The 24,966-nt window shown below is 53.5% G+C and carries 24 protein-coding genes; 11 read left to right on the top strand and 13 right to left on the bottom strand.

What is annotated here, in order from left to right; all coding sequences use genetic code 11:
• The first annotated feature begins 103 nt into the window (after positions 1 to 103).
• Complete coding sequence (locus tag V2154_RS09895) at positions 104 to 523, top strand: hypothetical protein (RefSeq protein ID WP_353502086.1); 420 nt, start codon at positions 104 to 106, stop codon at positions 521 to 523.
• Between the two features lie 107 nt (positions 524 to 630).
• On the opposite strand, the gene ydgH is transcribed toward V2154_RS09895, so the two are convergent.
• Positions 631 to 1,596, bottom strand: a complete 966-nt coding sequence (gene ydgH, locus V2154_RS09890; protein ID WP_353502085.1) for a DUF1471 family protein YdgH — start codon at positions 1,594 to 1,596, stop codon at positions 631 to 633.
• A gap of 535 nt (positions 1,597 to 2,131) precedes the next feature.
• Here ydgH and pntA point away from each other — a divergent pair.
• Positions 2,132 to 3,661, top strand: a complete 1,530-nt coding sequence (gene pntA / locus V2154_RS09885) for a Re/Si-specific NAD(P)(+) transhydrogenase subunit alpha (RefSeq protein ID WP_353502084.1) — start codon at positions 2,132 to 2,134, stop codon at positions 3,659 to 3,661.
• 10 nt (positions 3,662 to 3,671) lie between these two features.
• Positions 3,672 to 5,063: a Re/Si-specific NAD(P)(+) transhydrogenase subunit beta gene (pntB, locus tag V2154_RS09880; RefSeq protein ID WP_353502083.1), complete on the top strand. Its 1,392-nt coding sequence runs from the start codon at positions 3,672 to 3,674 to the stop codon at positions 5,061 to 5,063.
• Positions 5,064 to 5,145: 82 nt separating this feature from the next.
• Here the strand turns inward: pntB and uspE are convergent, their stop codons facing one another.
• The 3 genes from uspE to ogt form a co-directional block, all read right to left on the bottom strand.
• Positions 5,146 to 6,105, bottom strand: a complete 960-nt coding sequence (gene uspE / locus V2154_RS09875) for a universal stress protein UspE (protein ID WP_353502082.1) — start codon at positions 6,103 to 6,105, stop codon at positions 5,146 to 5,148.
• 169 nt (positions 6,106 to 6,274) lie between these two features.
• Positions 6,275 to 7,030, bottom strand: a complete 756-nt coding sequence (gene fnr / locus V2154_RS09870; RefSeq protein WP_353502081.1) for a fumarate/nitrate reduction transcriptional regulator Fnr — start codon at positions 7,028 to 7,030, stop codon at positions 6,275 to 6,277.
• Positions 7,031 to 7,229: 199 nt separating this feature from the next.
• Positions 7,230 to 7,814: a methylated-DNA--[protein]-cysteine S-methyltransferase gene (ogt, locus tag V2154_RS09865; protein WP_353503971.1), complete on the bottom strand. Its 585-nt coding sequence runs from the start codon at positions 7,812 to 7,814 to the stop codon at positions 7,230 to 7,232.
• Between the two features lie 163 nt (positions 7,815 to 7,977).
• Between ogt and V2154_RS09860 the strand changes: the two genes are divergently transcribed.
• Entirely contained in the window at positions 7,978 to 9,006 is a 1,029-nt protein-coding gene (locus V2154_RS09860) for a TerC/Alx family metal homeostasis membrane protein (RefSeq protein ID WP_353502080.1), read from the top strand.
• A 70-nt stretch (positions 9,007 to 9,076) separates the two neighbouring features.
• Here V2154_RS09860 and V2154_RS09855 read toward each other — a convergent pair whose 3' ends face one another.
• A complete protein-coding gene (locus V2154_RS09855) occupies positions 9,077 to 10,297 on the bottom strand; it encodes a glycosyltransferase family protein (RefSeq protein ID WP_353502079.1) in 1,221 nt (406 codons plus the stop codon).
• Between the two features lie 33 nt (positions 10,298 to 10,330).
• Positions 10,331 to 11,128 carry a mannosyl-3-phosphoglycerate phosphatase-related protein gene (locus V2154_RS09850; protein ID WP_353502078.1) on the bottom strand — a complete coding sequence of 266 codons (798 nt, stop codon included), beginning with the start codon at positions 11,126 to 11,128 and terminating at the stop codon, positions 10,331 to 10,333.
• Between the two features lie 228 nt (positions 11,129 to 11,356).
• Between V2154_RS09850 and smrA the strand changes: the two genes are divergently transcribed.
• Positions 11,357 to 11,926, top strand: a complete 570-nt coding sequence (gene smrA / locus V2154_RS09845; RefSeq protein WP_353502077.1) for a DNA endonuclease SmrA — start codon at positions 11,357 to 11,359, stop codon at positions 11,924 to 11,926.
• An 86-nt stretch (positions 11,927 to 12,012) separates the two neighbouring features.
• The gene (apbE, locus tag V2154_RS09840) at positions 12,013 to 13,077 is read left to right on the top strand and encodes an FAD:protein FMN transferase ApbE (protein WP_353502076.1); all 1,065 of its coding nucleotides are present in this window, start codon (positions 12,013 to 12,015) and stop codon (positions 13,075 to 13,077) included.
• A 24-nt stretch (positions 13,078 to 13,101) separates the two neighbouring features.
• On the opposite strand, the gene V2154_RS09835 is transcribed toward apbE, so the two are convergent.
• Positions 13,102 to 14,001: a LysR substrate-binding domain-containing protein gene (locus tag V2154_RS09835; protein ID WP_353502075.1), complete on the bottom strand. Its 900-nt coding sequence runs from the start codon at positions 13,999 to 14,001 to the stop codon at positions 13,102 to 13,104.
• A 106-nt stretch (positions 14,002 to 14,107) separates the two neighbouring features.
• Between V2154_RS09835 and V2154_RS09830 the strand changes: the two genes are divergently transcribed.
• On the top strand, positions 14,108 to 14,725 hold the full coding sequence (locus V2154_RS09830; protein ID WP_353502074.1) for an FMN-dependent NADH-azoreductase: 618 nt from the start codon (positions 14,108 to 14,110) through the stop codon (positions 14,723 to 14,725).
• 59 nt (positions 14,726 to 14,784) lie between these two features.
• Here V2154_RS09830 and glgX read toward each other — a convergent pair whose 3' ends face one another.
• Positions 14,785 to 17,073, bottom strand: a complete 2,289-nt coding sequence (gene glgX / locus V2154_RS09825; protein WP_353502073.1) for a glycogen debranching protein GlgX — start codon at positions 17,071 to 17,073, stop codon at positions 14,785 to 14,787.
• 247 nt (positions 17,074 to 17,320) lie between these two features.
• Between glgX and V2154_RS09820 the strand changes: the two genes are divergently transcribed.
• The gene (locus V2154_RS09820; RefSeq protein ID WP_353502072.1) at positions 17,321 to 18,265 is read left to right on the top strand and encodes a 2-hydroxyacid dehydrogenase; all 945 of its coding nucleotides are present in this window, start codon (positions 17,321 to 17,323) and stop codon (positions 18,263 to 18,265) included.
• A gap of 172 nt (positions 18,266 to 18,437) precedes the next feature.
• The gene (cbl, locus tag V2154_RS09815; protein ID WP_353502071.1) at positions 18,438 to 19,397 is read left to right on the top strand and encodes an HTH-type transcriptional regulator Cbl; all 960 of its coding nucleotides are present in this window, start codon (positions 18,438 to 18,440) and stop codon (positions 19,395 to 19,397) included.
• A 708-nt stretch (positions 19,398 to 20,105) separates the two neighbouring features.
• Here the strand turns inward: cbl and V2154_RS09810 are convergent.
• Both V2154_RS09810 and V2154_RS09805 read right to left on the bottom strand, forming a co-directional pair.
• Positions 20,106 to 20,396 carry a DUF1161 domain-containing protein gene (locus V2154_RS09810; protein ID WP_034790501.1) on the bottom strand — a complete coding sequence of 97 codons (291 nt, stop codon included), beginning with the start codon at positions 20,394 to 20,396 and terminating at the stop codon, positions 20,106 to 20,108.
• Positions 20,397 to 20,501: 105 nt separating this feature from the next.
• Positions 20,502 to 20,873 (bottom strand): DUF1283 family protein, encoded by a 372-nt coding sequence (locus tag V2154_RS09805; RefSeq protein ID WP_353502070.1) that lies wholly within the window; start codon positions 20,871 to 20,873, stop codon positions 20,502 to 20,504.
• A gap of 129 nt (positions 20,874 to 21,002) precedes the next feature.
• Here V2154_RS09805 and V2154_RS09800 point away from each other — a divergent pair, with 129 nt between their 5' ends.
• Positions 21,003 to 21,329: a YnfA family protein gene (locus V2154_RS09800; protein WP_353502069.1), complete on the top strand. Its 327-nt coding sequence runs from the start codon at positions 21,003 to 21,005 to the stop codon at positions 21,327 to 21,329.
• Positions 21,330 to 21,397: 68 nt separating this feature from the next.
• Here the strand turns inward: V2154_RS09800 and ydfG are convergent, their stop codons facing one another.
• The 3 genes from ydfG to V2154_RS09785 all read right to left on the bottom strand — a co-directional run bounded on the left by ydfG (position 21,398) and on the right by V2154_RS09785 (position 24,492).
• A complete protein-coding gene (gene ydfG, locus V2154_RS09795) occupies positions 21,398 to 22,147 on the bottom strand; it encodes a bifunctional NADP-dependent 3-hydroxy acid dehydrogenase/3-hydroxypropionate dehydrogenase YdfG (protein WP_353502068.1) in 750 nt (249 codons plus the stop codon).
• A 93-nt stretch (positions 22,148 to 22,240) separates the two neighbouring features.
• Positions 22,241 to 23,677, bottom strand: a complete 1,437-nt coding sequence (locus tag V2154_RS09790) for an MFS transporter (RefSeq protein ID WP_353502067.1) — start codon at positions 23,675 to 23,677, stop codon at positions 22,241 to 22,243.
• 128 nt (positions 23,678 to 23,805) lie between these two features.
• Positions 23,806 to 24,492, bottom strand: coding sequence for an ArsR/SmtB family transcription factor (locus V2154_RS09785; protein ID WP_353502066.1), 687 nt, complete (start codon positions 24,490 to 24,492; stop codon positions 23,806 to 23,808).
• 76 nt (positions 24,493 to 24,568) lie between these two features.
• Here V2154_RS09785 and V2154_RS09780 point away from each other — a divergent pair, with 76 nt between their 5' ends.
• Entirely contained in the window at positions 24,569 to 24,913 is a 345-nt protein-coding gene (locus tag V2154_RS09780) for an antibiotic biosynthesis monooxygenase family protein (protein ID WP_353502065.1), read from the top strand.
• The last annotated feature ends 53 nt before the right edge of the window (positions 24,914 to 24,966 follow it).

Here is a 24,966-nt window from a genome sequence, read left to right as displayed (position 1 = left end):
AGAGGCGAATATACTTAACGAAATATATTACGCTGCATTATATTAACTGATTCATTCTTCGTGCGTTTAACCGTCCTAACACTGGCCAGGAGAGGAATAGGGGATGAGCGATAATCGCCTGATACCCGATGTGCGCAGTGAAAAAGCTTCCTTCGATTACATGGAATACCTTTCTGCATCATGCAAAAAGCAGTGGAGCTTTATCGACGCGATTTATGGAGTGCTGCCTTTCTTCGGCATGGTACTTCGATCCCGCACCTCACAAGAAAAATCTAAGCAGGAGCGCCTGAGAAGTTTAGCGCTACAAGTGGTTTCGACGCAGGTAAGCGATGAAACCAATATTGTGCGTTTAATTGAATTGGCGGAACAGCAGGGGCTTTATAGCGTGGATATTAATTTGCCCTATGCGCTTAACGATGAGCAGTTGAATACCATAAAAAGCGAATGCAAACATAGCTTGCAGCTAGTGCAAAGTAATGACCATTTGCGCGTGGAAATTCTGCAGCCTGTGCATCAGCATTAAACGTCGTTTAGGTTGATGTTGGCCGTAACAATATAAAGATATTGAGTAAAAGAGCGTTAGCAAAAAGGCAGCCCGCAGGCTGCCTTTTGTTATTTCTAACGCGGTAATTATTTGAACAAGTCAGCGCTAACCGTCAGGTTACCACCACTCTTGTTTTGCCACTGGCGAGTGATGTGATAGAACTTCGCGCCTTTGGCTGCTGCACGGTTCGCCACTTCTTGAGAGACGTCGGTGATGCTGTTGAAGTGGCCGGTGAAAGTGATGGAATCAAACGGAGCCATCTGTGCTGCAGTCACGTTGTTCACTTCCTGAATCTTCGCGCCGTTGGTCGCCGTTACGGTATAACGCTGCCCGGTGGAAGATTGAGTTTCGAAGAAGCGACCCACGGAACGGCTTGGGCTACCAGAAGAAGCGACGCCTGGGATTTCCACTTTCTTAGCCGCGGCACCGCCAGCTGCCAGCGCGGCTTTACCTGCTTCGGAATCAGCTGGGATAGCGTCTGGATCCTGCACGACGCGTTTTGCAGCATCTTTCTTGTAGATGAAAGCCGTAATGTACTGGTTGCCACCGCTGTTGGCATCAACCTGACGCACGATGAAGAAGGAGTAAGCCCCTTTCTCTTTCGCGGCTTTGGTGATGGCATCATTCACGTCTGGCTGGCTACGGTAGAAGCCGCTGACGGTCACGGTGTCATAAGGCTCAAGCAGGTAAGCCTCTTCTTTCGGTAATTCTTTTACGCCATTAATTTCACGGTAAGTGGTTTTCTTACTGACTTCGGCCGCATCTTTTTTATAGATGTCCGCGACGACGCGCCAGTTACCGCTGTTACCTGAGCTGTTTGTGTCTTGAATATAAAAATAATCTGCACCCAGTGCATCAGCACGGCGAGAAACGGCGTCAGCGGCGTCCCCCAGCGTGTTGAAACGACCGGAAATTACGATGCGATCAAAGGGTTTGATGGCGGCTGCTTTTTCTGGAGCGATTTCCTGGGCTGCCTGTGCTGCTGACAAGGCGGAAATAGCCGTTAAAGATAAACACAGAGCCGATGCGATGATCGTTTTGGTCAGCTTCATAAAAAATCCTTTCACCTTGCGCAGTAATGTTGAAACGTGCTGAATTCTTGATGTGTAACAGGTTAGCGGCCGATTATTGCATGTAACAATACCGAGTGTCTCAGTAATTTATGTCATTAATGATGTTGCTAACCGCTACCTGCATCACTTTTTTTTCAGCCCATAACTTATATAAGTTTTAGGTATATTCCAAGAGGTGAAATAAATGTTAATTATTCACCTTTTGCTAACCTTAAGGCTGATTAGACGTGGAGCCGAATGTTCTTCTTTTCGGCAAACGGCGGCAGTTATGCTGCGAAAACGTTAATTGGCTCCCTATTTTTTAGCGCTTAGCGGCAAATTTCTTGCCCATCATCATGAATTAATCATTCATTCTCTGGCTATTACTGCGATACGTAGATTATTAATCACAAATTCAGTAGGTTATAAACAGTCGGAAAAAATAACTTCGGTACGGTAACAATTCGACAGGTTCAGCAATAAAAAAGCGCTGTCGGCGTGTTAATCATCAATAAAAAGGGTGAAGGGAATAACTATGCGTATTGGTGTACCAAGAGAGCGGTTGACCAATGAGGCCCGAGTCGCAGCAACGCCGAAAACGGTGGAACAGCTGCTAAAGCTCGGCTTTACGGTTGCCATTGAACAAGACGCCGGAAAATTGGCAAGCTTTGACGACGCGGCCTACATACAGGCCGGGGCACAAATTGTCAGTTCGGCTGACGTCTGGCACAGCGACATCGTGTTGAAGGTTAATGCCCCTGAAGGCGATGAAATTACCCAACTGCAGCCCGGCTCAACGCTGGTCAGCTTTATCTGGCCTGCGCAAAACGCCGAGTTAATCCAGAAGCTGGCCGAGCGCAATGTGACCGCGCTGGCTATGGACTCCGTACCGAGAATTTCCCGTGCGCAATCCATGGATGCCCTGAGTTCCATGGCCAATATCGCCGGTTACCGCGCGATTGTTGAAGCCGCTCACGAATTCGGCCGTTTCTTCACCGGGCAGATCACCGCCGCAGGCAAAGTGCCTCCTGCCAAAGTGATGATCATCGGTGCGGGCGTCGCCGGCCTCGCGGCGATTGGCGCGGCGGGCAGCCTTGGCGCGATTGTCCGCGCTTTCGACACCCGTCCTGAAGTGAAAGAGCAAGTGCAGAGTATGGGCGCGGAGTTCCTCGAGCTGGACTTCGAAGAAGAGGCGGGCAGCGGCGACGGCTATGCCAAAGTGATGTCCGATGCCTTCATTAAAGCTGAAATGGCCCTGTTCGCGGCGCAGGCGGCGGAAGTGGATATCATCGTCACCACCGCGCTGATCCCAGGCCGTCCGGCACCTAAATTGATCACCGCCGACATGGTGGCGTCAATGAAACCGGGCAGCGTCATCGTTGACCTTGCCGCGCAAACCGGCGGTAACTGCGAGCTAACGGTCGCAGACACCATCACCACCACGCCAAACGGCGTCAAAATCATCGGCTATACCGACTTACCGAGCCGTTTACCGACGCAATCCTCCCAGCTGTATGGCACCAACCTGGTGAATTTGCTGAAGCTGCTGTGCAAAGAGAAAAACGGTGAAATCGAGATCGATTTTGAAGACACCGTGGTGCGCGGCGTGACCGTGGTGAAAGCCGGTGAAGTCACCTGGCCGGCACCGCCGATTCAGGTTTCCGCCCAGCCTAAGGCCGCCAAACAGGCTGCGCCTCAGGAGAAAGTCGAGTCCAAGCCCGCGTCGCCTTACACCAAATACATCATCATGGCCGTGGCGATCATCTTGTTCGGCTGGCTGGCGAACGTGGCGCCGAAGGAGTTCTTGTCTCACTTCACCGTGTTCGCTCTGGCCTGCGTGGTGGGTTATTACGTGGTATGGAACGTTAGCCACGCGCTGCACACGCCGTTGATGTCAGTCACCAATGCCATTTCAGGGATTATTGTCGTTGGCGCGCTGCTGCAAATTGGTCACGGGGGCTGGGTTAGCTTCCTGTCGTTTGTTGCGGTTCTGATTGCCAGTATCAATATTTTTGGCGGATTCACCGTCACTCAGCGCATGCTGATGATGTTTCGTAAGAATTAAGGGGTAGCATATGTCTGGGGGATTAGTTACAGCAGCCTATATCGTTGCCGCTATTCTGTTTATATTCAGCCTGGCTGGATTGTCAAAACACGAAACGTCAAAACAGGGCAATATCTACGGCATCACCGGGATGGCGATCGCGCTGATTGCCACCATTCTTGGGCCTGATTCCGGCAACGTTGGCTGGATAATCGTGGCGATGGTGATTGGCGGGGCCATTGGTATCTATCTGGCGCGTAAAGTTGAAATGACCGAAATGCCGGAGCTAGTTGCCATTCTTCACAGCTTTGTGGGTCTTGCTGCGGTGCTGGTTGGCTTCAACAGCTACCTTGACCACGGCGCGGTTGCCATGGACTCGGTAATGGAAAACATCCATCTCACCGAAGTGTTCTTAGGTATCTTTATCGGGGCCGTAACCTTTACCGGCTCAATCGTCGCGTTCGGTAAATTGCGCGGGATTATCTCTTCCAAGCCACTCGCCTTGCCGCATCGCCACAAGCTGAATCTGGCCGCATTGGTGATTTCATTCCTGCTGATGGTCACTTTTGTTCGCACCGATAGCGTCGGTTTGCAGGTGTTCTCACTGCTGATCATGACACTGATTGCCTTGGCGTTCGGCTGGCATTTGGTTTCTTCCATCGGTGGCGCGGACATGCCGGTGGTCGTCTCCATGCTCAACTCCTATTCAGGTTGGGCAGCGGCGGCGGCCGGCTTTATGCTGAGCAATGACCTTTTGATCGTCACGGGTGCCTTGGTGGGTTCTTCCGGTGCAATCCTGTCATTTATCATGTGTAAAGCGATGAACCGTTCGTTTATTAGCGTGATCGCGGGCGGCTTTGGTACGGATGGCTCTTCTACCGGCGATGCCGAAGAGATGGGCGAGTACCGCGAAACCAGTGCGGAAGACGTGGCGGAAATGCTGAAAAGCGCCAGTTCGGTGATCATCACGCCGGGCTACGGCATGGCGGTGGCGCAGGCGCAGTATCCGGTTCAGGATATCACCGCCAAACTGCGCGCCCTGGGTATCAAAGTTCGCTTTGGCATTCATCCGGTGGCAGGGCGTCTGCCGGGCCATATGAACGTGCTGCTGGCCGAGGCAAAAGTGCCGTATGACATCGTGCTGGAAATGGACGAAATCAACGACGACTTTACCGACACCGACGTGGTGCTGGTCATTGGTGCCAATGACACGGTAAACCCGGCGGCTCAGGAAGATCCGCGCAGCCCGATTGCCGGTATGCCGGTGCTGGAAGTGTGGAAAGCGCAGAACGTAATCGTGTTCAAACGCTCAATGAATACCGGCTACGCTGGCGTTCAGAACCCGCTGTTCTTCAAAGACAACACCCAAATGCTGTTTGGCGATGCGAAAGAGAGCGTGGAGAATATTCTTCGCGCACTTTGACGGTTTCCCCGCAGTAAAAGCAAAAAAGCCAGTTCGTAATGAACTGGCTTTTTCTTTGGCGTTTCCCGGTGAATAAAATCCGTTATTCGTCGTCGTGCTCTTCAACATCTTCAGAAGTAATAGGGCATTCAAAATCATCTGGCTTAATCGCCAGCAAATCGCATTTCAGATGGTCGATCACCTGTTCGGTGGTATTCCCCAAAAACGCGGCGGACAGGCCGGTGCGGCCGATAGTGCCGATAACCACCACGCCGGCTTGTAGATGCTCAGCGAGATCTGGGATCACTTCTTCCGGCAGGCCTTTTTCAACGTGGGTAAATTTCTCATCCAGTTGGAATTTCTGCCTTAGGGCTTTCATCGCAATCAGGTGCTGACCGCGAATAGCGTCGTTGTAAACGCTCGGATCAAAATCAGGCAGCTCAATGGCGATATTAATTGGCGTGACCGGATAAGCGCCCACCAGATGCACTTCGGTGTGGTTCACGTGGTCCGCCAGCTCGATGGTTTCTTTTACCAATTTGATGTTGAGCGGGTCGTGGTAAGGCTCTTCGCTGGACAGGTTGACCGCCACCAGCGCTTTGCCACTTTCTGGCCAAGGCTGGTCTTTCACCATCCATACCGGGCAAGGGCATTTGCGCAGCAAATTCCAGTCCGTCGGGGTGAAAATCACCGACTCCAGACGGTCATGCTGATGCGCCATCTTGAGCAGCAGGTCGTGCTCACCGGCAATCACTTCCTGAATAATGGCTTCGAAAGGTTTGTTATGCCACACCACTTTGATTTCAATCGGGATACCGGCTTCCACATAGTAGCGAGCCTGTTCTGCGATCCACGCCGCCCGTTCGTTAATCACGCTCTGACGCATGGCTAAACGCTCATCGGGGGAGAGCATGGTGGTCATTTCATAGGAGAAGTCATAAATCGACAGGAAGGCTTTAATTCGCCCGCCGTTTCGTTGGACCAAATAAACCGCGCGTCGCAGGGCGGGTTGGTCATCCTGATTTGGGTCAATTGCGACCAGAAGGTTCTGATACTTAGCCATGAGGAAACTCCTTAACACCTGTGATTGAACAGCGTTATAGCTCAGTGTATTAAGTACAGAGTAAACCAAGATTAAGCAATCGGACAGAGCAGAAATTGAGTCGGATCAACAAATTATTGTCTTTGCTGATCCGATCGGAGAGAGGACTTATTTATGAGCAGCTTATGAGCTACGCGGTGACGGGTACCGAGTGACCTGCCAGCTGGGAAAGCATCGCGTGATTTTCAATAGTGATATATTTACCTTTCACGCTAAGCATTTCCGATTTCTGGAAACGGCCTAATAAACGACTGATAGTTTCAACCGTTAAACCAAGGTAATTACCAATATCGCCACGAGTCATGGTCAGGCGGAATTCGCGCTGAGAAAAACCACGTTCAGCAAAACGACGAGAAAGGTTGTAAATAAATGCCGCTAAACGCTCTTCAGCATTTTTCTTCGAGAGCAGCAGGATCATATCCTGGTCACCCTTAATTTCGCCGCTCATTAAACGCATCATTTGCTGACGCAAATTAGGCATTTTGCCAGACAGGTCGTCGAGGGTTTCGAAAGGAATTTCACAGACCATGGACGTTTCTAAAGCCTGAGCGAAGCTCGGATGCTCTAAACCACCAATAGCGTCAAAACCAACCAAATCACCCGCGAGGTGGAAGCCGGTAATTTGCTCATCGCCTTGTTCTGTAATGGTGTAGCTCTTAATGGTCCCGGAACGGATGGCATACAGGGATTTCAACTCATCGCCTGCTTTGAACAGCGCCTGGCCTTTCTGGATCGGTTTCTTCCTTTCGATAATATTATCGAGTTGATCCAACTCGTGCTCATTGAGCGTGAAAGGAATGCAGAGTTGACTAATGCTGCAGTCTTGGCAGTGGATTGCACAACCACCAGATTGGATACGACGAATAATACGTTTTTCCGGGATCATAATAGATTCACTCTGGCAATATTGATATGGGTCAATTTTAACATCTTTTGCCAGAATTGATAAGTGGGGAATATAGGCCAAAAGGGCTAAATTATTAAAATACCCGATTTTTAAAGGGATTTTTTTCTTATTATTTGATCTCGACTGCTAAAAAATAAGTCAATCGAGAATCAATAAGATCTAAATTAGATTAAATGTATTAAAAAAGTGAATTTTGTTGATCAAATAAATAACCTTCATGCACCAATAACCATTTTTTTCTTTCCACCCCACCGGCATAGCCGGTCAGCGTTCCGTTGCTGCCAATCACCCGATGACAAGGCACCACGACGCTGATGGGATTGGAGCCATTTGCCAGCCCGACGGCCCTTGACGCGCCTGGGTTGCCGAGCTGTGCGGCCATCTGCCCATAAGTCATAATTTGCCCGCACGGAATTGTGCGCAGCATCTTCCACACCGTGCGTTGGAATTTAGTTCCGGCCGTTGCAACGGGCAGGGTGTCAATGGCGGCTAAGTCTCCGGCGAAATAGTCTTCGATTGGCTGGCGAATATTTTGCGCGACATTATCTTGATGGAGGGAAAAACCTGGTTTAGCGGCAGATTTTGCGGTTGAGGCTGTGGAAGGATTTAACGAATGGTCAGGCCCATAATGGCGTACTAACAGTTGCAGCAAACGCGAGTGAAAATCCGCCCACTCCAGAGCGCGCAGCTGGCCTTGGGTATCGGTAATGATCTCAAGTTCACCAAGCGGGGTGGCGATAGTCTCACTCTTTAACGTCAACATAGGTTTCTCCGACAGTTTTCCGACAGTTTCTTCAACAAAGACCAAGACGCGTCGCGAATTATTGCATGACCCATAGCATTTTTCGACTTTCAATACCCAACATCAGCACAACCGCTTACAATGCAACAATCGTTTAGCTTTTGTTTACTTATCAGGAAGTGCAATGCAGTCAGTCTCTTTGGGATTCCCGCCGGAAACCACCGCCGTTTTTGTTGTCGTCGCCGTCGCGGCGCTGCTTATTGATATTCTGGCTCATCGCAGTCACAAGCCTATCGGGCTGAAAAGTGCCTCTCTGTGGACCACCTTTTGGATCGCCGTTTCACTCTCTTTCGCCGGTTTTCTCTATTATCACCACGGTAAAGAGGTCGCCAGCCTGTTCCTCACCGGCTATGCCTTAGAGCAGGTGCTGTCGGTCGACAATCTGTTCGTTATCATGGCGATTTTTGCCTGGTTCAAAGTGCCGGACGGCTACCGCCATCGCATTCTTTACTGGGGCGTGATTGGCGCCATCGTCTTCCGTGGCATTTTCGTGGTGATTGGCACCAGCCTGCTGGCGCTAGGACCTTGGGTTGAAATGGTTTTCGCCATTGTGATTCTCTGGACCGCGATTTTGATGATGCGCGCGGGCAATGACGACGAAGAGTCTGATGACTACTCCGACCACATCGCCAACCGCCTGGTGCGTCGTTTCTTCCCGGTGTATCCGAAGTTGATTGGTCCAAAATTTTTGGTCACCAGCCAGGAAGTGGAAGCCGATCTGGCCAAGCCCGAGAACAAAGATTTTAGTTTTAAAGTGAAGCAGGGGGTGCGTTACGCCACGCCGCTGCTGCTATGTATTGCGGTGGTAGAGATCTCAGACGTAATGTTCGCCTTTGACAGCGTGCCGGCGGTAATTGCCGTTAGCCGCGAGCCGCTGATTGTCTACTCGGCCATGATGTTTGCCGTGCTGGGCCTGCGCACCATGTATTTCGTGCTGGAAGCGCTGCGCAAGTATCTGGTGCATCTGGAAAAATCGGTAATTTCACTGCTGTTCTTCGTGGCGGTGAAACTGGCGCTTAACTCCAGCGACCATCTGTGGCACCACGGCTACAACATCAGCGCCATGACCAGCCTGTACGTGGTGCTGGGCGTGTTGGCGCTGGGCATTGTCGCCAGCTTCCTGTTCCCCGGTAAAAAACAACAGGACGCCTAAGCGTCCCGTTACTTTCTTTTGTTAAATTCTCTTGAAAAGGGCGCCTGCTATGGCGCCCTGACTTTTTGGTTTACACATCACCTTCATTATCTAACTCAACGGCGTCATGCAGCCGATCGAGCATATCCGGGAAGGCCGACTGTACGCGGCTCCAACTCGGAATAAAGGGTTTCTCACTCGGCGTATCCACAAAGGCCTGACCGGCCTCCATGATCGCTTTGGAGAACAGCTCTACGGCCGACTCTTCGTTATGGCGGTCGAAGGACAGTCCGTTCATCCGTGCGTCATTTTCAAAGCCGTCAATCATATCCAGCGCGTTGCGATAGTAGGTCGCTTTCAGAATGCGGAAGGACTCGCTGGTGATATTCACCCCCAGCACCGCCATCTTGCGATACAGCGCCTTGGTGATATCAATACTCATACGCTGCAAGCCGTTGCTGGCATCTTCTTCCGACATCGGCTGATGTTTGTGGTCATAGTTGTCGGCGATATCCACCTGACAGATACGCTTGGTGGCGGTATTGCGATGCATCTCTGACAGCACGCCAATCTCCAGTCCCCAGTCGCTCGGAATGCGCAGGTCATTCAGCACGTGGGTGCGCATAGCGAACTCGCCAGAAAGCGGATAGCGGAAGGTGCGCAGATAGTCGAGGAAATCGGAGTTGCCGTAGACCTTTTGCAGCGATTTGAGCAGCGGGAAGACCAGCAGGCGGCCGACGCGACCGTTAAATTTGCCATCCGCCACGCGGGCATAATAGCCTTTGCAGAAGTCATAGTTGAAGTTCGGGTTGGCGACCGGATACATCAGGCGCGCCAGCATATCGCGATTATAAGTGACAATGTCACAATCGTGCAGCCCGACCACCGAGGTACGGCGCGAGGCGAGGGTATAACCGACGCAGAACCAGACGTTGCGGCCTTTGCCCGGCTCCATTGGCGACAGGCCTTTCTGTTGCAACTCTTCATCCAGCGCTTTTAGGCGCGGGCCGTCATTCCACAAAATGCGATGTCGCTGCGGCAGGCGCGAGAAGAATTCACGGGCAAACAAAAATTGCTCGCGGTCAGCGCGGTCGAGGCCGATGACAATCTCATCCAGATAGGGAACTTGGGTCAGTTCATCAACAATCTTGGTCAGCGCCGGACCTTCCAGCTCGGAGAACAGCGAAGGTAAAATAAGCCCCATTGAGCGACGACCGGAGAAGACCTGCAGGTCATACTCCAGCTCTTCAGTCTTGCGACGAGTCAGATTGTGGAAATTGGTAATGATGCCATCCTGATAAAAATCGCTCATAGAACACTCCCGTAAATGAGTAAAGTATTAAAATCAAAGGGATAAAAAGTGATCCAGCCCTTGTTTCCAGCCTTCCGGACCATACAAAGTGGTGCGATAAATATTGTTATCGGCCTTGTTTAGCGGCATTTTTTGGTCATGCTTTCCACGGATAACCACCGCGAAATCAACGGCTTCAAGCATGGAAATATCATTCGGGCCGTCTCCCAGACCCAGACTCACCAGCGGCTTACTGCGCTGCTGCTGATAGTGCTCAGTCAGCCACTTGACCGCCTGTCCTTTGCCCGCCTCGCGGCCCATGACGTGCCAGAAACGACCGCCGCGGGTTAGCGCCAGGCCTTCCTCCGCCAGCAGTTTTTCCAAATGGGCGAAATCCGGCTGACTGCCAAACCACATCAAAGGCTCCGAGCCTTGGCGCTGCATAGCCAGCTTCGCATCGTCGAGAGACAGCCCGGTCCAGTCCGCCACTTGCTGCGGGCTGACATCGCCAAAGCCGCGAAACTCAAAATCGTACCTTTGACGAAGTTGGACTAAAATTTCACGCACTCGCTGATAATCCGCACCAATCACCTGATGCTGCGGACCCTCACTGGCGGGGAGATGAATATAGGCCCCGTTCTCCGCGATAAAGGGCAAGTGACTGAGCTGCAAATCACGCTGCAAGGAGGAGACTTCGGCCGAGGTTTTACTGGTGGTGATAATCACCGGGATCTGGTGCTGGGCTAACTTCTCCAGCCAGCCTTGTGCCGGTTGCCAAGAGTAGCTGTCGTGATCGAGTAAAGAACCATCGAGATCGGTAAAAACGATCAAGGAATCATCAAGGTACGGCATTATTTCTCCTCAATTTCATTAAGGAACCGAATACAATCACGAATGATTATTTCGCTCCCTAATCATTCAGTATATACGGAAAATTCAGATTCACTGGGCGAGGGGAGACTCGCGAGAGCAAGGGAGAAAGGTTTCAGCAGCCTAAACCGGCCTCTTAGCGGCCACGGCACGGGACTGTTACTAAGGGCAAAATTAGGTAAACTAAGTGAGTAAACGGAGGGCGTTTAGATGAAAGATGATGAGCAACTCTTCAGTCAGGAAATGGCCGACGTCAGGCCGCTGGCTAGCGATAAACGCGTGGTTTACCTCAAAAGCGGCGGGCATCCGGCGGCAAAGAATAGCGTGGAAACCGAACCTGAGCGGCCAGAGAACACCTTCACCACCGGCTTTCTTGATATTCTGCCTTTTGATGAGCCGTTGGAGTACAAACAGAGCGGCGTGCAGCAGGGCGTGTTGGATAAACTGCGGGCGGGGAAATATCCGTTAGAAGCCAGTTTGAATCTGCTCAGAAAGCCGGTCGAAACCTGTCGTCAGGAGCTGTTTAACTTCTTCTGCGAGTCACAAACCCACAGTTTACGCACGCTGCTGATTATCCATGGCCGTGGTCGTGACGATGACAGCCACGCCAACATTGTCAGAAGTTATGTCGCCAAATGGCTGAAGCAGCTCGATGAAGTGCAGGCGTTCAGCGTCGCGCTACAGCGAGACGGCGGGGCCGGGGCCTGTTATGTCGCGCTGAAGAAAACCGCCCAGGCCAAACAAGAGAACTGGGAACGCCATGCGAAACGCAGTCGTTAATTCCTTGTTTAAGTGACATGTCGTACTGTCCCAACACTTTTACCGCTTGCTCCGCAGGCGGTTTGTTTTTTTAGCGAGCCAACTACATGTTCCAATTTAAGCGTTCCTCAATCTCGCTGGCATTAAGCCTGGCGGGGGTTATTGCCGGGGCAAGCCTGCTCTCATCCTGTGACAACGTCACTAATTCTTCGAAAGATGCGCTGGTCATTGACGGCAAAACCATGGGGACTTTCTACCGGGTTAGCCTGCAAGGCGTGGATAAGAGCCGCGAACCCGAGCTGCGTAAGCTGATTGAGGCGCAGCTGGCGGAAGATGACCACGAGATGTCGACCTACAAAGAAGACTCGGTGCTTTCACGCTTTAACCAATATCTGGGTACCGCGCCGCAGCCCATCAGCGCGGGGATGGCTGACGCCATTGTGACCTCGCTGCGTATCGGGCAGAAAACCGGTGGCGAAATGGATATCACCGTCGGCCCGTTGGTCAATTTGTGGGGCTTTGGCCCTCAAAAACAGCCAACCAAAACGCCGACCGATGAGCAAATTGCCGCCGCGCGTCAGGAGATTGGTTTACAGCATCTGAAAGTGATCCAGCAGAGTGACGGTCAGTATCTGCAAAAAGATATGCCGAACATGTATGTCGACCTGTCCACCGTGGGCGAAGGCTACGCCACCGACCATTTGGCGCGTTTGATGGAAGCTAACGGCATTAGCAACTATCTGGTGTCCGTCGGCGGCGCCGTGGTGTCTCGCGGGCACAACCCGAAGGGCAATCCTTGGCAGGTGGCGATTCAGAAGCCGACGGATAAAGATAATGAAGTGCAGGCCATTGTGGATCTACAGGGCATGGGCATCAGCACGTCGGGCAGTTATCGCAACTATTATGAGCTGGACGGCAAGCGCCTGTCGCACATCATTGACCCGGCGACCGGCCATCCGATCACCCACAAGCTGGTTTCCGCCACGGTGATTGCTTCTACCGCGCTGGAGGCCGATGGTTGGGACACCGGGCTGATGGTGCTCGGCACCAAAAAAGCCATGGCATTGGCAGAGAAAGAGCATCTGGCGGTGTACCTGATCACCAAAACCCCGGACGGCTTTGAGGTGCACATGACCCCGCAGTTTAAGGCGTATTTGCGCGATCCTGAGTAAGCTAAGGTAGTGGGACTGCAACAATCACTCTCGCCCCATCGCCTGACTTAAATAGTCGAGAAAGGCGCGCAGGGCGGAGGATTGCCCTTTCTTATTGGCATACAGCGCCGAAATATACGACGGCGCGGTGTGCCACTCTTGCATCACCACCTCGAGTTTTCCCTCTGCCAGCGCGTCCGCGCAGACGTGTTCTGAAATCAGCGCAATCCCCAGCCCCTCAATGGCGGCCTGCTTGATGACCAGCAGATTATTGCTGCGCAAACGGGACTGCACCTGCACGCTTCGGCTGCCCAATTCGGCGTGATGGAGCTGCCATTCGCTGCGCGGCGTGGTGGCATGGCGAGTCAGCACCGGCAACTGCTCAAGGGTGTCGATACTCGGCGCAACGGAGCATTGGGCGATAAATTCAGGGCTGGCGACCAACAGATTTTTCAATTGCCCCAGAGCGCGACGGTAGAGCGAGGAGCTCTCCAGCGGCGCGTTGTGCGAGAGAATCGCCACATCAATGTTCTCCTCCAGCAGATCCACGGTGCGATTCATCGCCAGCACTTCACAGGTCACTTGCGGATAAAGCTTGAGAAATTGGCTAATAATCGGCGCGAGGACGATTTCTGCCATCATCACCGGGGCAGTGACGCGCAAAAAGCCTTGCGGGAACTGCCGCGATTGGTCAATCACCTGCCGGGCGGCCTGAGCCTGCTCGAGCATTTTTCGACACTCTTGGGCATAACGCAGGCCGACGTCCGTCACGGAAAAGTGCCGCGAGGTGCGATTTAACAGCCGCACGCCCAGACGAGCCTCCAGCGCCTCAATGCGTCGACTCAGTACCGATTTCGACACGCCGATCACCCGCCCCGCGGCGGTGAACCCCTGATGCTGCACCACGGCGGCGAAGTAAGCCATGTCATTCAGATCGTCTTGCACGGTGTCGTCCTTATTTCACAACGATATGTTGCCATTATGCGCATTTATCAACTTTACGACAACGACTAGACTGCGCCCATTCACCCTCCCGAATTAAGGCCGCAGCATGAAAATCTTACATATTGATTCCAGCCCCTTTGTTGAAACCTCCGTCACCCGCGAGTTATCGGCGTGGATTGTCGCTGAACTGCTGAAGATCAACCCGGACGCCGCCGTGCGTTATCGCGATGTAGGTACCACGCCGCCGCCGCACTTATCAGCAGCAGCCATGACCATTTTCCATGACGCCAAAGAGACGGCGATCACCCCTGAGCTGCAACAGGAAATCGACGGCATTTATCAATCCATCGAAGAGGTGATGGCCAGCGACGTCATTGTGATTGGCGCGCCGATGTACAACCATTCTATTTCCAGCAACCTCAAAGCCTGGATCGATCAGATTTCGCAAAAGGGCATCACTTTCACCTATACCCACGGCGGGGTTAAGGGCCTAGTCACGGATAAAAAAGTGTTTATTGCTTCATCGCGTGGCGGGATTTACTCCTCAGAAGCCGGGCGGCTGCACGATTTTCAGGAACCTTATTTAGTTTCTATTCTGGCGCTGATGGGTATGAATGACGTCAGCGTGATCACCGCCGAAGGCGTCAGCATGAGCGCCATTGGCCGGGAAACCGCGCTGGAGAGGGCGCGTCAGTCGCTGCGCGAAGCTATCAGTGGCGAATGACAGGCAAAAAATAGGGCGCGAATCGTCTGACTCGCGCCCTGATGTTGTGACGTAACGTTTTACGCCGAGTGCTTACCGGCGCTTATTAGCTCGAACAGCGCCACGGTGCGCGACGGGCAGATGTATTCCCGGCCAAAATCAAAGTTGTGCTCATTGACATCATCCGGCTGGAAGGTGTCAAAAATGTGCCGCCAGCTCTCGCCGTGAGCCACCGACGGTAAGGTGAACACCACCTCTTCATGTGAGGCGTTAAACAACAGCAGCACGGTACTTAGCGAGCCGTAGCGCAGTAACCCGGTAGGCTGTGCGCGGCCATCGAGCAGCATGGCGATGCTTTTGGCGTGAGGATCGGCCCAAGCCTCGTCGGTCATCTCCTCGCCGCGTGGCTGGAACCAGCTCACATCCTTCACATTCAGCTTTTCATGCACGGCACCCGTCAGGAAACGCCCACGGTGCAGAATGGGGAAACGCTTCCTCAGCGCAATTAGCCGATAGGTAAAGAGGATCATCGACTTGCCTTTATCCTCGATGTTCCAGTTTACCCAGGCGATGTCGGTATCCTGACAGTAGGCGTTGTTGTTGCCGTTTTGCGAGCGGGCGAATTCATCGCCCGCCAGCAGCATCGGCGTGCCCTGTGAGAACAGCAGCGTCGCCAGCATATTGCGCATTTGCCGCAGCCTTAGCTCATTAATCGCCGGATCGTCAGTCGGTCCTTCAACCCCGTAGTTGGCGGAAATATTGTTATCGCTGCCGTCCTGACCGTCTTCACCATTGGCCTCATTGTGTTTGTTCTCATAAGAGACTAAATCGTTGAGGGTGAAACCGTCGTGGGCGGTAATAAAGTTCACCGAGGCGTAAGGCTTACGGCCGCGATGGTTAAATAGGTCGGCAGAACCAGAGAGCCGGGTGGCGAACTGCGCCAGCTGGCTTTCGTCGCCACGCCAGAACTTGCGCACGGAGTCGCGGAAACGGTCATTCCACTCGGTCCAGCCGGGAGGGAAGCCGCCTACCTGATAGCCGCCGGGGCCGCAGTCCCAAGGCTCTGCTATCAGTTTGCACTGGCTGAGCACCGGGTCCTGACGACAGGTGTCGAGGAAGCCGCAGCCTTCATCAAAACCATAACTTTCACGCCCCAGAATAGTTGCCAGGTCGAAGCGGAAACCGTCAACCTGCATCTCGGTCGCCCAGTAGCGCAGGGAGTCAGTCACCATTTGCAGCACGCGCGGATGGCTCAGATTCAGGGTGTTGCCGGTGCCGGTGTCATTGATGTAATAACGCTTATTGTCTGGCATCAGGCGGTAGTAGCTGGCGTTATCAATCCCTTTGAAGGAGAGGGTCGGGCCAAGCTCGTTGCCTTCCGCCGTATGGTTGTAAACCACGTCGAGGATCACCTCAATGCCCGCCGCGTGCAGGGTGGCGATCATCTGTTTGAATTCGTTCACCGTGTGGGTCGCCATGTATTGCGGGTGCGGCGCGAAGAAACTCAGGGTGTTGTAGCCCCAGAAGTTGTGCAGCCCTTTCTCCTGCAAATGGCGATCGTCGGTAAAGGCGTGGATCGGCATCAGCTCTACCGAAGTCACGCCCAGCGACTTAATGTAATCAACGATTTGCGGGGTGCTCAAGCCTGAGAAGGTACCGCGCAGATGTTCTGGCACCGCCGGATGACGCATGGTATAGCCGCGCACGTGCGTTTCATAAATCAGCGTCTCTTCCCACGGAATATGGTTCTTGCGCGATCTGGCCCAGGAGAAGGCCGGGTCAATCACGCGGCACTTCGGCAAAAATTCGGCGCTGTCGCGATTGTCGAGGTGGAGGTCCTTTTTGTCGCTCTGCATGTCATAGGCAAACAGCGCATCGTCCCATTTCAGTTCGCCGACAATCTGCTTGGCATAAGGGTCGAGCAGCAATTTGGCCGGGTTGAAACGGTGACCGTTATGCGGGTCATAAGGCCCGTGCACCCGGTAGGCATACAGCAGGCCGGGGCGGGCGTCGGGCAGATAACCGTGCCACACCTCGTCGGTGTATTCCGGCAGTTCAATGACGTCATACTGCTCGCCTTCATCGTTGAACAGGCACAGCTCGACTTTGGTGGCATTGGCAGAGAATAGGGCGAAGTTGACCCCCAAACCGTCCCAAGTTGCACCCAAAGGCACGGGTAAACCTTCCCGGACCCGCGTTTGGTGCCCCGAGTCGAAGCTTTTGACGATTTCACCATCGCTGTAGGGATGAATGATCCTGACGCCACCCTCATCCACGGCGACATTCACTTGCTTGTGAGGCGCGGTGGAGGGCTTGGCGGCTGGGGTTTCGGCGGAAGTTGTGGATTTAGGGGATGCTTTTTTTGCCATTCTTAACGTCACTCCTGAACAGGGAAATCAGAATAAAACCTGAAGGAACATTGAGCGAAGAACATCAGCGGCAGATAAAGCCGTGTGCACGAAGCCTCGATTGAGTGTAGACCTTGATGCAATTTTTTACCTTTTAAGCCTCTGATAATGCGCTTATTGGCTGTACAAGGCTGTGCCATTCGCCGATAGTCAAAACCATAATCAAAACCTCTTTAAGCCAATATTCGTTGTTTAATCAGGAGCTATCATGAATGTCCCGCTGCTAAGTCATGTCCCCCTCGAAGCCGGTTATCCAGAACGTTTTGCAGCCGCAGGCTTCCAGCTGCATTACGCCATAACCCCGGAAAGCCGGGTGAATCTCGACCCTGCCGTGGCCGAGAGCATCCGCGCCGTATTGACCATTGGCACTATCGGGCTGACGGGCGAAGAGATGGATAAGCTGCCGAATCTGGCCATTATCTGTGCACAGGGCGTGGGCTATGAGTTAGTTGACGTGGCCGCCGCCAAGCAGCGCGGCATTGTGGTGACTCACGGTCCCGGCACTAATAGCTCGTCGGTGGCAGACCATACGCTGGCGCTGATGCTGGCGATCACGCGCCAAATCCCGCAGATGGACGCCAAGGTGCGCCGCAGCGACTGGACCCGCGCCGGTACTGACGTCGGCGGCATGTTTGGCAAAAAACTCGGCATTCTCGGGCTAGGCAATATCGGCGAACAAATTGCACGCCGCTGCGCCGGTGGCTTCGACATGGCGGTCGGCTACCATAATCGCAATCCACTCACTGACAGCCTGTGGCGCTATTTTGACAGCCTGCACGCCTTGGCAGAGTGGGCCGATTATTTAGTCGTCGCGACGCCGGGCGGTCAGGGCACCGCCAAACTGGTAGATGCGTCAGTATTGCGCGCCTTGGGCGAGAAGGGCTTCTTAATCAACATCTCCCGCGGCAGCGTGGTCGACACCCAAGCCTTGGTTGCCAGCCTGACGCAGGGTGACATCGCTGGCGCAGCGCTGGACGTCATTGACGGCGAGCCAAAAGTCCCGGAGGAGATCATCCCGCTGACCAATCTGGTGATCACTCCGCACATCGGCGGGCGCTCTCCCGAGGCGATGAACAACATGATGACGTTGGTGATCGACAACCTGCTGGCCCATTTTGGTGGCGCGCCGGTGCTGACTCCCGTCCGTGCCTGACTGAGATCAGTCGCCATCTCTTAACGCCGGTTTCCGGCGTTTTTCGTTTCTTTAGTCGGAAAAAGCATAAGTAACCGTTTTTTCGTATTTGTCCTGCGCAGCAACAGGCCGTAACAATAGTGCTACGCAAAAAGATTTACGCACATTTACGAACTTCAAGAGGCAGAAAACGGTGAATTTCCAACAGCTAAAAATCATTCGCGAGTCGGCGAGATGCAACTACAACCTGACGGAAGTTTCCAACATCCTGTTTACTTCTCAGTCGGGCGTGAGCCGCCATATCCGTGAGCTGGAAGATGAGCTGGGCGTGGAGATATTCATCCGTCGCGGCAAGCGTCTGCTGGGATTGACCGAGCCGGGTAAAGAGCTGCTGGCCGTCGCCGAGCGAATTCTGAATGAGGCGCAAAATATTCGCCGTCTGGCCGATGTGTTTTCTAAGGAAGACGCCGGGGTTCTGACTATCGCCACCACCCACACTCAGGCGCGCTATAGCTTGCCGAAGGTGATCAAGGAGTTCCGCGCTATTTATCCGGGCGTGCGCCTCGAGCTGCAACAGGGTTCGCCGCAGGAAGTGCTGGCCATGCTGTTAGGCGGCCAGGCGGACATTGGTATCGCCAGCGAAAGGCTGATCAACGATCCGGCCGTCGCCGCTTTCCCTTATTACCGTTGGCATCACTCGGTGGTAGTGCCTAACGATCATCCGCTAATTAACCAGCAACCGTTAACCTTGCAACACCTGAGCGAGCAACCGTTAATCACTTATCGTCAGGGCATCACAGGCCGTTCGCGCATTGACGAAGCCTTTAACCGCGCGGGCCTCAGCCCGGACATCGTGCTGAGCGCGCAGGACTCCGACGTGATTAAAACTTATGTCGAGTTAGGTCTGGGCGTGGGTATCGTCGCCGACAAAGCCTTTGAAGCAGAGCGCGACAGCGGCCTGACGCTCATCAACGCCGAACACCTGTTCGAAGCCAACACCGTCTGGCTAGGGTTGAAAAGGGCGCAGTTACAACGTAACTATGTTTGGCGATTTATCGAGCTGTGCAACCCACGGCTGTCAGTTAATGAGATTAAAGAGAAGGCTTTCGCACAGCCACAAGAGGAAGAAGTGGTTATTGATTATCAGATCTGAGGGGCTGCAGTTCTGAGCTGCTTTTAGAATCTTTAAATTCAAATTCAAGTTCAAATTCAAAACCGTGGGCGTCGGCCCACACCGACCAAGGGAGGCGTAAACGCGCCTCCCTTGGAACCCTGCGTTTTTTCTTGCTGTGAGATCGAGGCTGCGCAGAGTTGGAATGGACGTGTTTCAGCGGCCTCAGTGCTCGTCGCGAAGTGCCGCCGCTTAGGCGGTCCCCTCGCGGCGGGATTCCAACCCGCGTAAAAAGCCACGCGGTTTTCCACCTCTTGCTCGGCGTCACTTCTGAACGCGACCTACTGGCATTTACACCGAACCGTCTCATTCAATTCGTAAAAAAACTAAACCCAAAACAAAGCCCAGTGAAACGGTACGGTTGAAATGCCTCAAAACCGCAGTCAAAAATGGCGCTGAGCGAACGGTTCGAGACCAAAGGCTCGAAGCCTGAAGCGAAGGCACCGCCTAAGCGGCGACATTTTGCGGTGGAGAACAGGAGTACCTGAAACACGTCCACCCAGCGAGCGAAGCGCGCAGTAAAGAGCCGGGGATTCTCAAGGGGCGCGGCGATAGGCGCCCCTTGAGGCCGGTGTGGCGGCAGCGCACGGTTTTGACCTTAAAGACCAGTTTGCGTGGCAACGCAAGGTTCCAGCCAGTGTGGGCGGCGAGCCCACGACCTTGAACTTGACCAGCTTTTAAAAGCGCAAATTACTGTGCTGGTGCATCCTGACTCGTCCCAGTCTTGGCACTGTCATCGATGCGATCGGAAGTCTTGGTGTAGACGATTTTCTGCGTGTCGTTTTCGCAGTGACCCACTACCTGACCGCCAGCCTGATCGGCTTGATCATTTGGCACGATATCTAACTTGAAATTGGCTTCAGGCAAGCCGTTAGCAACGATTTTTTGGGTGATATCGGCTTTCACGCTGTCGCATGATGCTTGAGCTGCTAAGGGTGCGAGGGCGAGAATGGCCAGTCCGGCTAACATGGTTTTTTTCATCATCTAATCCTTTTATGATTATTAAGTAAAAGAAGGTCTTCTACTTAAGTTTAGCAGCCTGAGCGCAAAGGGGGGCTTTTACGCTCGTTGGCTGTTAACTCTGCGTTACGGTGCTAACAGGGCGCGGCCGGTGCGGCGGTCAAGACAGCGCTCAGTGTTAGGTTCCCAGTAGGCATTCAGGTTTTGGCTGGCTTCGCAGGCATCGCGCGCATCCACGGCTTTGTCGAACTTATTGAAGCTCTTGGTCGCCCGCTGGTTGATTGAATGACGCAGCTGCTGTGTGTCATTCCACTGCTCTTTGCTCTGGCGCGCGGCTTCGTTATTCACCGCGTCATTGCCGGTACCGCTGAACACGCAGGTACCGCCGGAACAGTTGGTATTTGCGGCCTGTGCAGAAACCTGCCAACTTGCCGCCATGACCAACAGGGCAACCGGTAACAACCGGCGGGTCATTTGGGTCATAAACATTGTATTCATTAGCTCTTCCTTATAGGTTTACACATCGCTCAGGCGAATAAATAAATTATACCATTGCGACCACGAACGTCACTCTTTGACGGACGAGTGGTTTATTCCTGATTGAACTATGGACTGTAAACTTCCGCCATGCTCAAAACTACCATACTGTTTTTTGTCACCGCGCTGGCTGAAATCATCGGCTGCTTCTTGCCTTATCTGTGGTTGAGAAAGGGAGGAAACGTTTGGCTGCTGTTTCCCGCGGCGCTGAGCCTCGCGGCGTTTGCCTGGTTGCTTACCCTGCATCCGGCAGCCAGTGGCCGTGTTTATGCGGCCTACGGCGGAGTCTATATTATGACCGCGCTTTTGTGGTTACGTTTTGTCGATGGCGTGAAATTAAGTCATACCGACTGGCTGGGAGCCTGCGTGGCTCTGGCTGGAATGCTGATCATCGTCTCTGGCTGGAAAGCGAGTTAAGCCTTATCTCATGATTCAGCCATAAAAAAAGCGCCCAGCGGCGCTTTTTTGCTTTCCAGCTTGCAAAATTACTCTTCGCGATGCACCTGCAAGCCCGCCAAAGACTGGCTGACTGGCATCATTTCAATGCTATTGATGTTGACGTGAGCTGGCAACGTTGACACCCAGAAGACGGACTCAGCCACGTCGGCCGCGGTCAGTGGGTTGGTGTTGTCATAGGTTTTGCTGACCTTTTCGTCATCGCCTTTGAAGCGCACATTGGAGAACTCAGTGCCGCCGCACAGGCCCGGCTCAATATTGGTCACGCGAACGTGAGTGCCGTGCAGGTCGGAACGCAGGTTGTAGCTGAACTGGCGAACGAAAGCCTTGGTCGCGCCATAAACGTTGCCGCCGGCATATGGCCAGTTACCGGCCGTTGAGCCGATGTTAATGATGTGGCCCACGTTGCGCTCAACCATGCCCGGCAGAACGGCACGGGTCATGTACACCAAGCCTTTGGCGTTGGTATCAATCATGTTTTCCCAGTCATCCACATCGGCTTTGTCCGCTTTTTCCAGACCCAAAGCCAAGCCGGCGTTGTTGACCAGCACGTCGATATTGCGCCATTCGGCAGGCAGCGCGGCGATCGCTTCGCCAACCGATGCGCGATTGGTCACATCTAGCTGCACCACGTACAGCGCATCGCCCAGCTCAGATTTCAAATCGGCCAGACGCTCTTTTCGGCGTCCAGAGGCGATAACCTGATGACCTGCTTTAACAAATTTACGGGCAATTTCAGCGCCAAAACCAGCGGTTGCGCCTGTTACAAAAATAATCATCCCAAGAATCCTCAATAGTTATCACGCATTAAAATGTGAAGCTGCACACAGTATTAGCATAAATGAAGGCAAATCGGCAGTGTGCTTAACCCATTATTTTCCGCCCGAGGCAGCAGGGGCTGACGGGGCTTTTTTACGGCGGATTTCATCCCCGGCGGTCGGGCTAAGGGACAGGTTATTCAAGGTGCCGACCAGCGAAAACAGCCCGATAATAATGAAGGCCACGTGGAACTGCTCGAGGTGCACCGAACTTCCGGCGTCGGTCTGGAAATGCTCCGCCACGCGCAGTGAAAGGGCGCCAATGGTAATGCCCAACCCGGTGGAAAGCTGCTGCACAGTGTTTGCCAGGGTGTTCGCGCCGCCCATTTGCTCACTCGGCACCTGAGAAAATGTTAGGGTATTTAACGCGGTGAACTGCATTGAACGCGTCATGCCGCTGGCGAAGAGTAGCAATAATGTCAGCGAGGTCGGTACCTCAGGAGTCAGCAGCGCGCAGGCAAAAATAGTCAGGCTGTTAAGCACCCCGTTGACCAACATGACCGAGCGAAACTTAAAGCGATGCAGAATGGCCGAGGTAAAAGGCTTCATCGCCAGATTTCCGGCAAACACCGCCAGCACCAGCAGACCGGCATCAAAAGCACTCATGCCATAGCCCAGCTGGAACATCAAAGGCAGCAGAAAAGGCAGGGCGCCGATGGCGATACGGAACAGCGAACCGCCATAAATAGTGACGGCGTAACTTTTTATCTTCATCGCCACCATCGGCAGCAGTGGGAAAGGTGCGCGGATGGAGTGCAGCACCGTTAAGGCTCCCAGCAGGATGCTTGCCGCCACGCAGGTGATTGGCAACCAGCTCACCCCGTGCTGATTAAACAGATCCAGACCAAACATCAGGCCCAGACAGGCCGCGCCGGTCAGCACAAATCCCAGCCAGTCGAATGGCACCCCTTTTTCACCGGGCAGCGCGGGAACCAGCTTCTGGCTGAAATAAAGCGCCACCAGAGAGAGCGGCACGTTAATGATGAAAATCCAGTGCCAGGAGGCAAAAGTGGTAATAAAACCACCCAGCGGCGGGCCGATAATCGGCGCAACCAGCCCCGGCCAGGTGATAGTGGCGATGGCGCGGATCAAATCAGACTTGGAGGTATTTCTCAGCACCACCAGACGCCCAACCGGCACCATCAATGCGCCGGAAAAGCCTTGCAACATGCGGGCTGCGGTAAAGGTGGCGAGGCTGGTACTGACCGAGCAGAGGATCGACGCCAGTGCAAAAAGCACGATGGCCATCGAGAAAACTTTACGCGTGCCGAAGCGATTGGCAATCCAGCCGCTGGCCGGAATAAACACCGTGGTAGTCAGAATATAGGCCGAAACGCCGATATTCATATCGACCGGGTGTACGCCAAACGCCTGCGCCATTTGCGGCAGCGCGGTGACAATCACCGTAGCGTCTAGGTTCTCCATGAAGAATGCGCCCGCCACCAATAAAGGCAAGGCGGAGCCAGCAGGGAGGCTGAATTTGAACGACATGAACCACTCCGAAAAGGCGACTGACGATGACACTCATTTACGTTCAGACTACCTTTTCGCGAGGAAGCTGTCACAGGGAATGTTACTGAAATGTAATGAAAAGCAGCAGGATCGAGCGGGCAATCGACTTAATCCAGATGAAGTGAAAAATGGCGAGCTAAGGCGATTTTCCCCTTAGCGGTGAACGACAACTGGCGGCTGTCGAGGTGGCGTAACACCCACTCTTTTCGTTCAAAAGTAGCCAATATTGCCGCGCCTAAAGCACCGCCAAGGTGAGCTTTGCGCTCGCTCCAGTCAAGGCAGCTACAGGCAAAATGGCGACGTGACGCGGGCTGGGAGCAATCAACGCCCACGGCGGTCAGATTTTCACGACCTTCCTCGCTTAGCTGGTAGTGCTGATCGCCACTCAACCAGCCCGCGCGAAACAGGCCGTCATGCAGCTTCACCGCCACGTCACCGGCCATGTGGTCATAACAGGTGCGGGCAAATTGCAATGCGCCGGGAGTCGAGCTTTTCACCACCGGGCGTTCGACGCCGACCATCGCCATCAGCGATTCCAGCAGCTGGGCGACCTCTAAACCGGCCAGTCGAAAGTAGCGATAGCGCCCCTGTTTGACGCAGCTAATCAGGTTCTGCTCCATCAGTTTTGCCAGATGTGCGCTGGTTGTGGATGCCGCGACATCCACCGCCGCGCTCATTTCCGTGGCAGTGTAAGCCCGACCGTCCATTAACAGGCACAGCATGCGGGTTCGGGTTTTGTCGGCCATGGCCGCCGCGAGGGCTGCCAGCCGTTCTTCAATATCAATGTTATCCATACTTCGAGGTTAAGCGAAGTATGGCGTTCGCGCCAGTCGTAAACTCGCAACCTGTAAACACATCAGGAGAATGCCCATGATTGCTGTCATTTTTGAACTACAACCCGTAGATGGCCAGCGTGAAAGTTATCTGGCTATTGCTGCCGCGCTGAAGCCCTTGCTTGAAGAAATCGACGGCTTCATTTCCATCGAGCGTTTCCAAAGCCTTGCCGATCCCAACAAGCTGCTTTCTCTCTCTTTTTGGCGCGATGAAGAGGCGGTAAAGCAGTGGCGAAACCTCGAGCCGCACCGGCTGGCGCAGACCAAAGGACGGGAGAATATTCTGGCGGATTACCGGCTGCGCGTAGCCGAGGTCGTGCGAGATTATGGCCTGAAGGAGCGCGATCAGGCTCCGGCTGATAGTCGATGCTGTCATGGTTAAAGGCTGATTGACCTGAATACGGCGTCCATGGCAAAGTCTATTAAATATTACTT

The organism is Ewingella sp. CoE-038-23 (genome assembly GCF_040419245.1).
GTDB classification, from domain to species: domain Bacteria; phylum Pseudomonadota; class Gammaproteobacteria; order Enterobacterales; family Enterobacteriaceae; genus Ewingella; species Ewingella allii.
The sequence above is the reverse complement of the archived record's forward strand: the minus strand, read 5'-3'. Positions and strand labels throughout refer to the sequence as shown.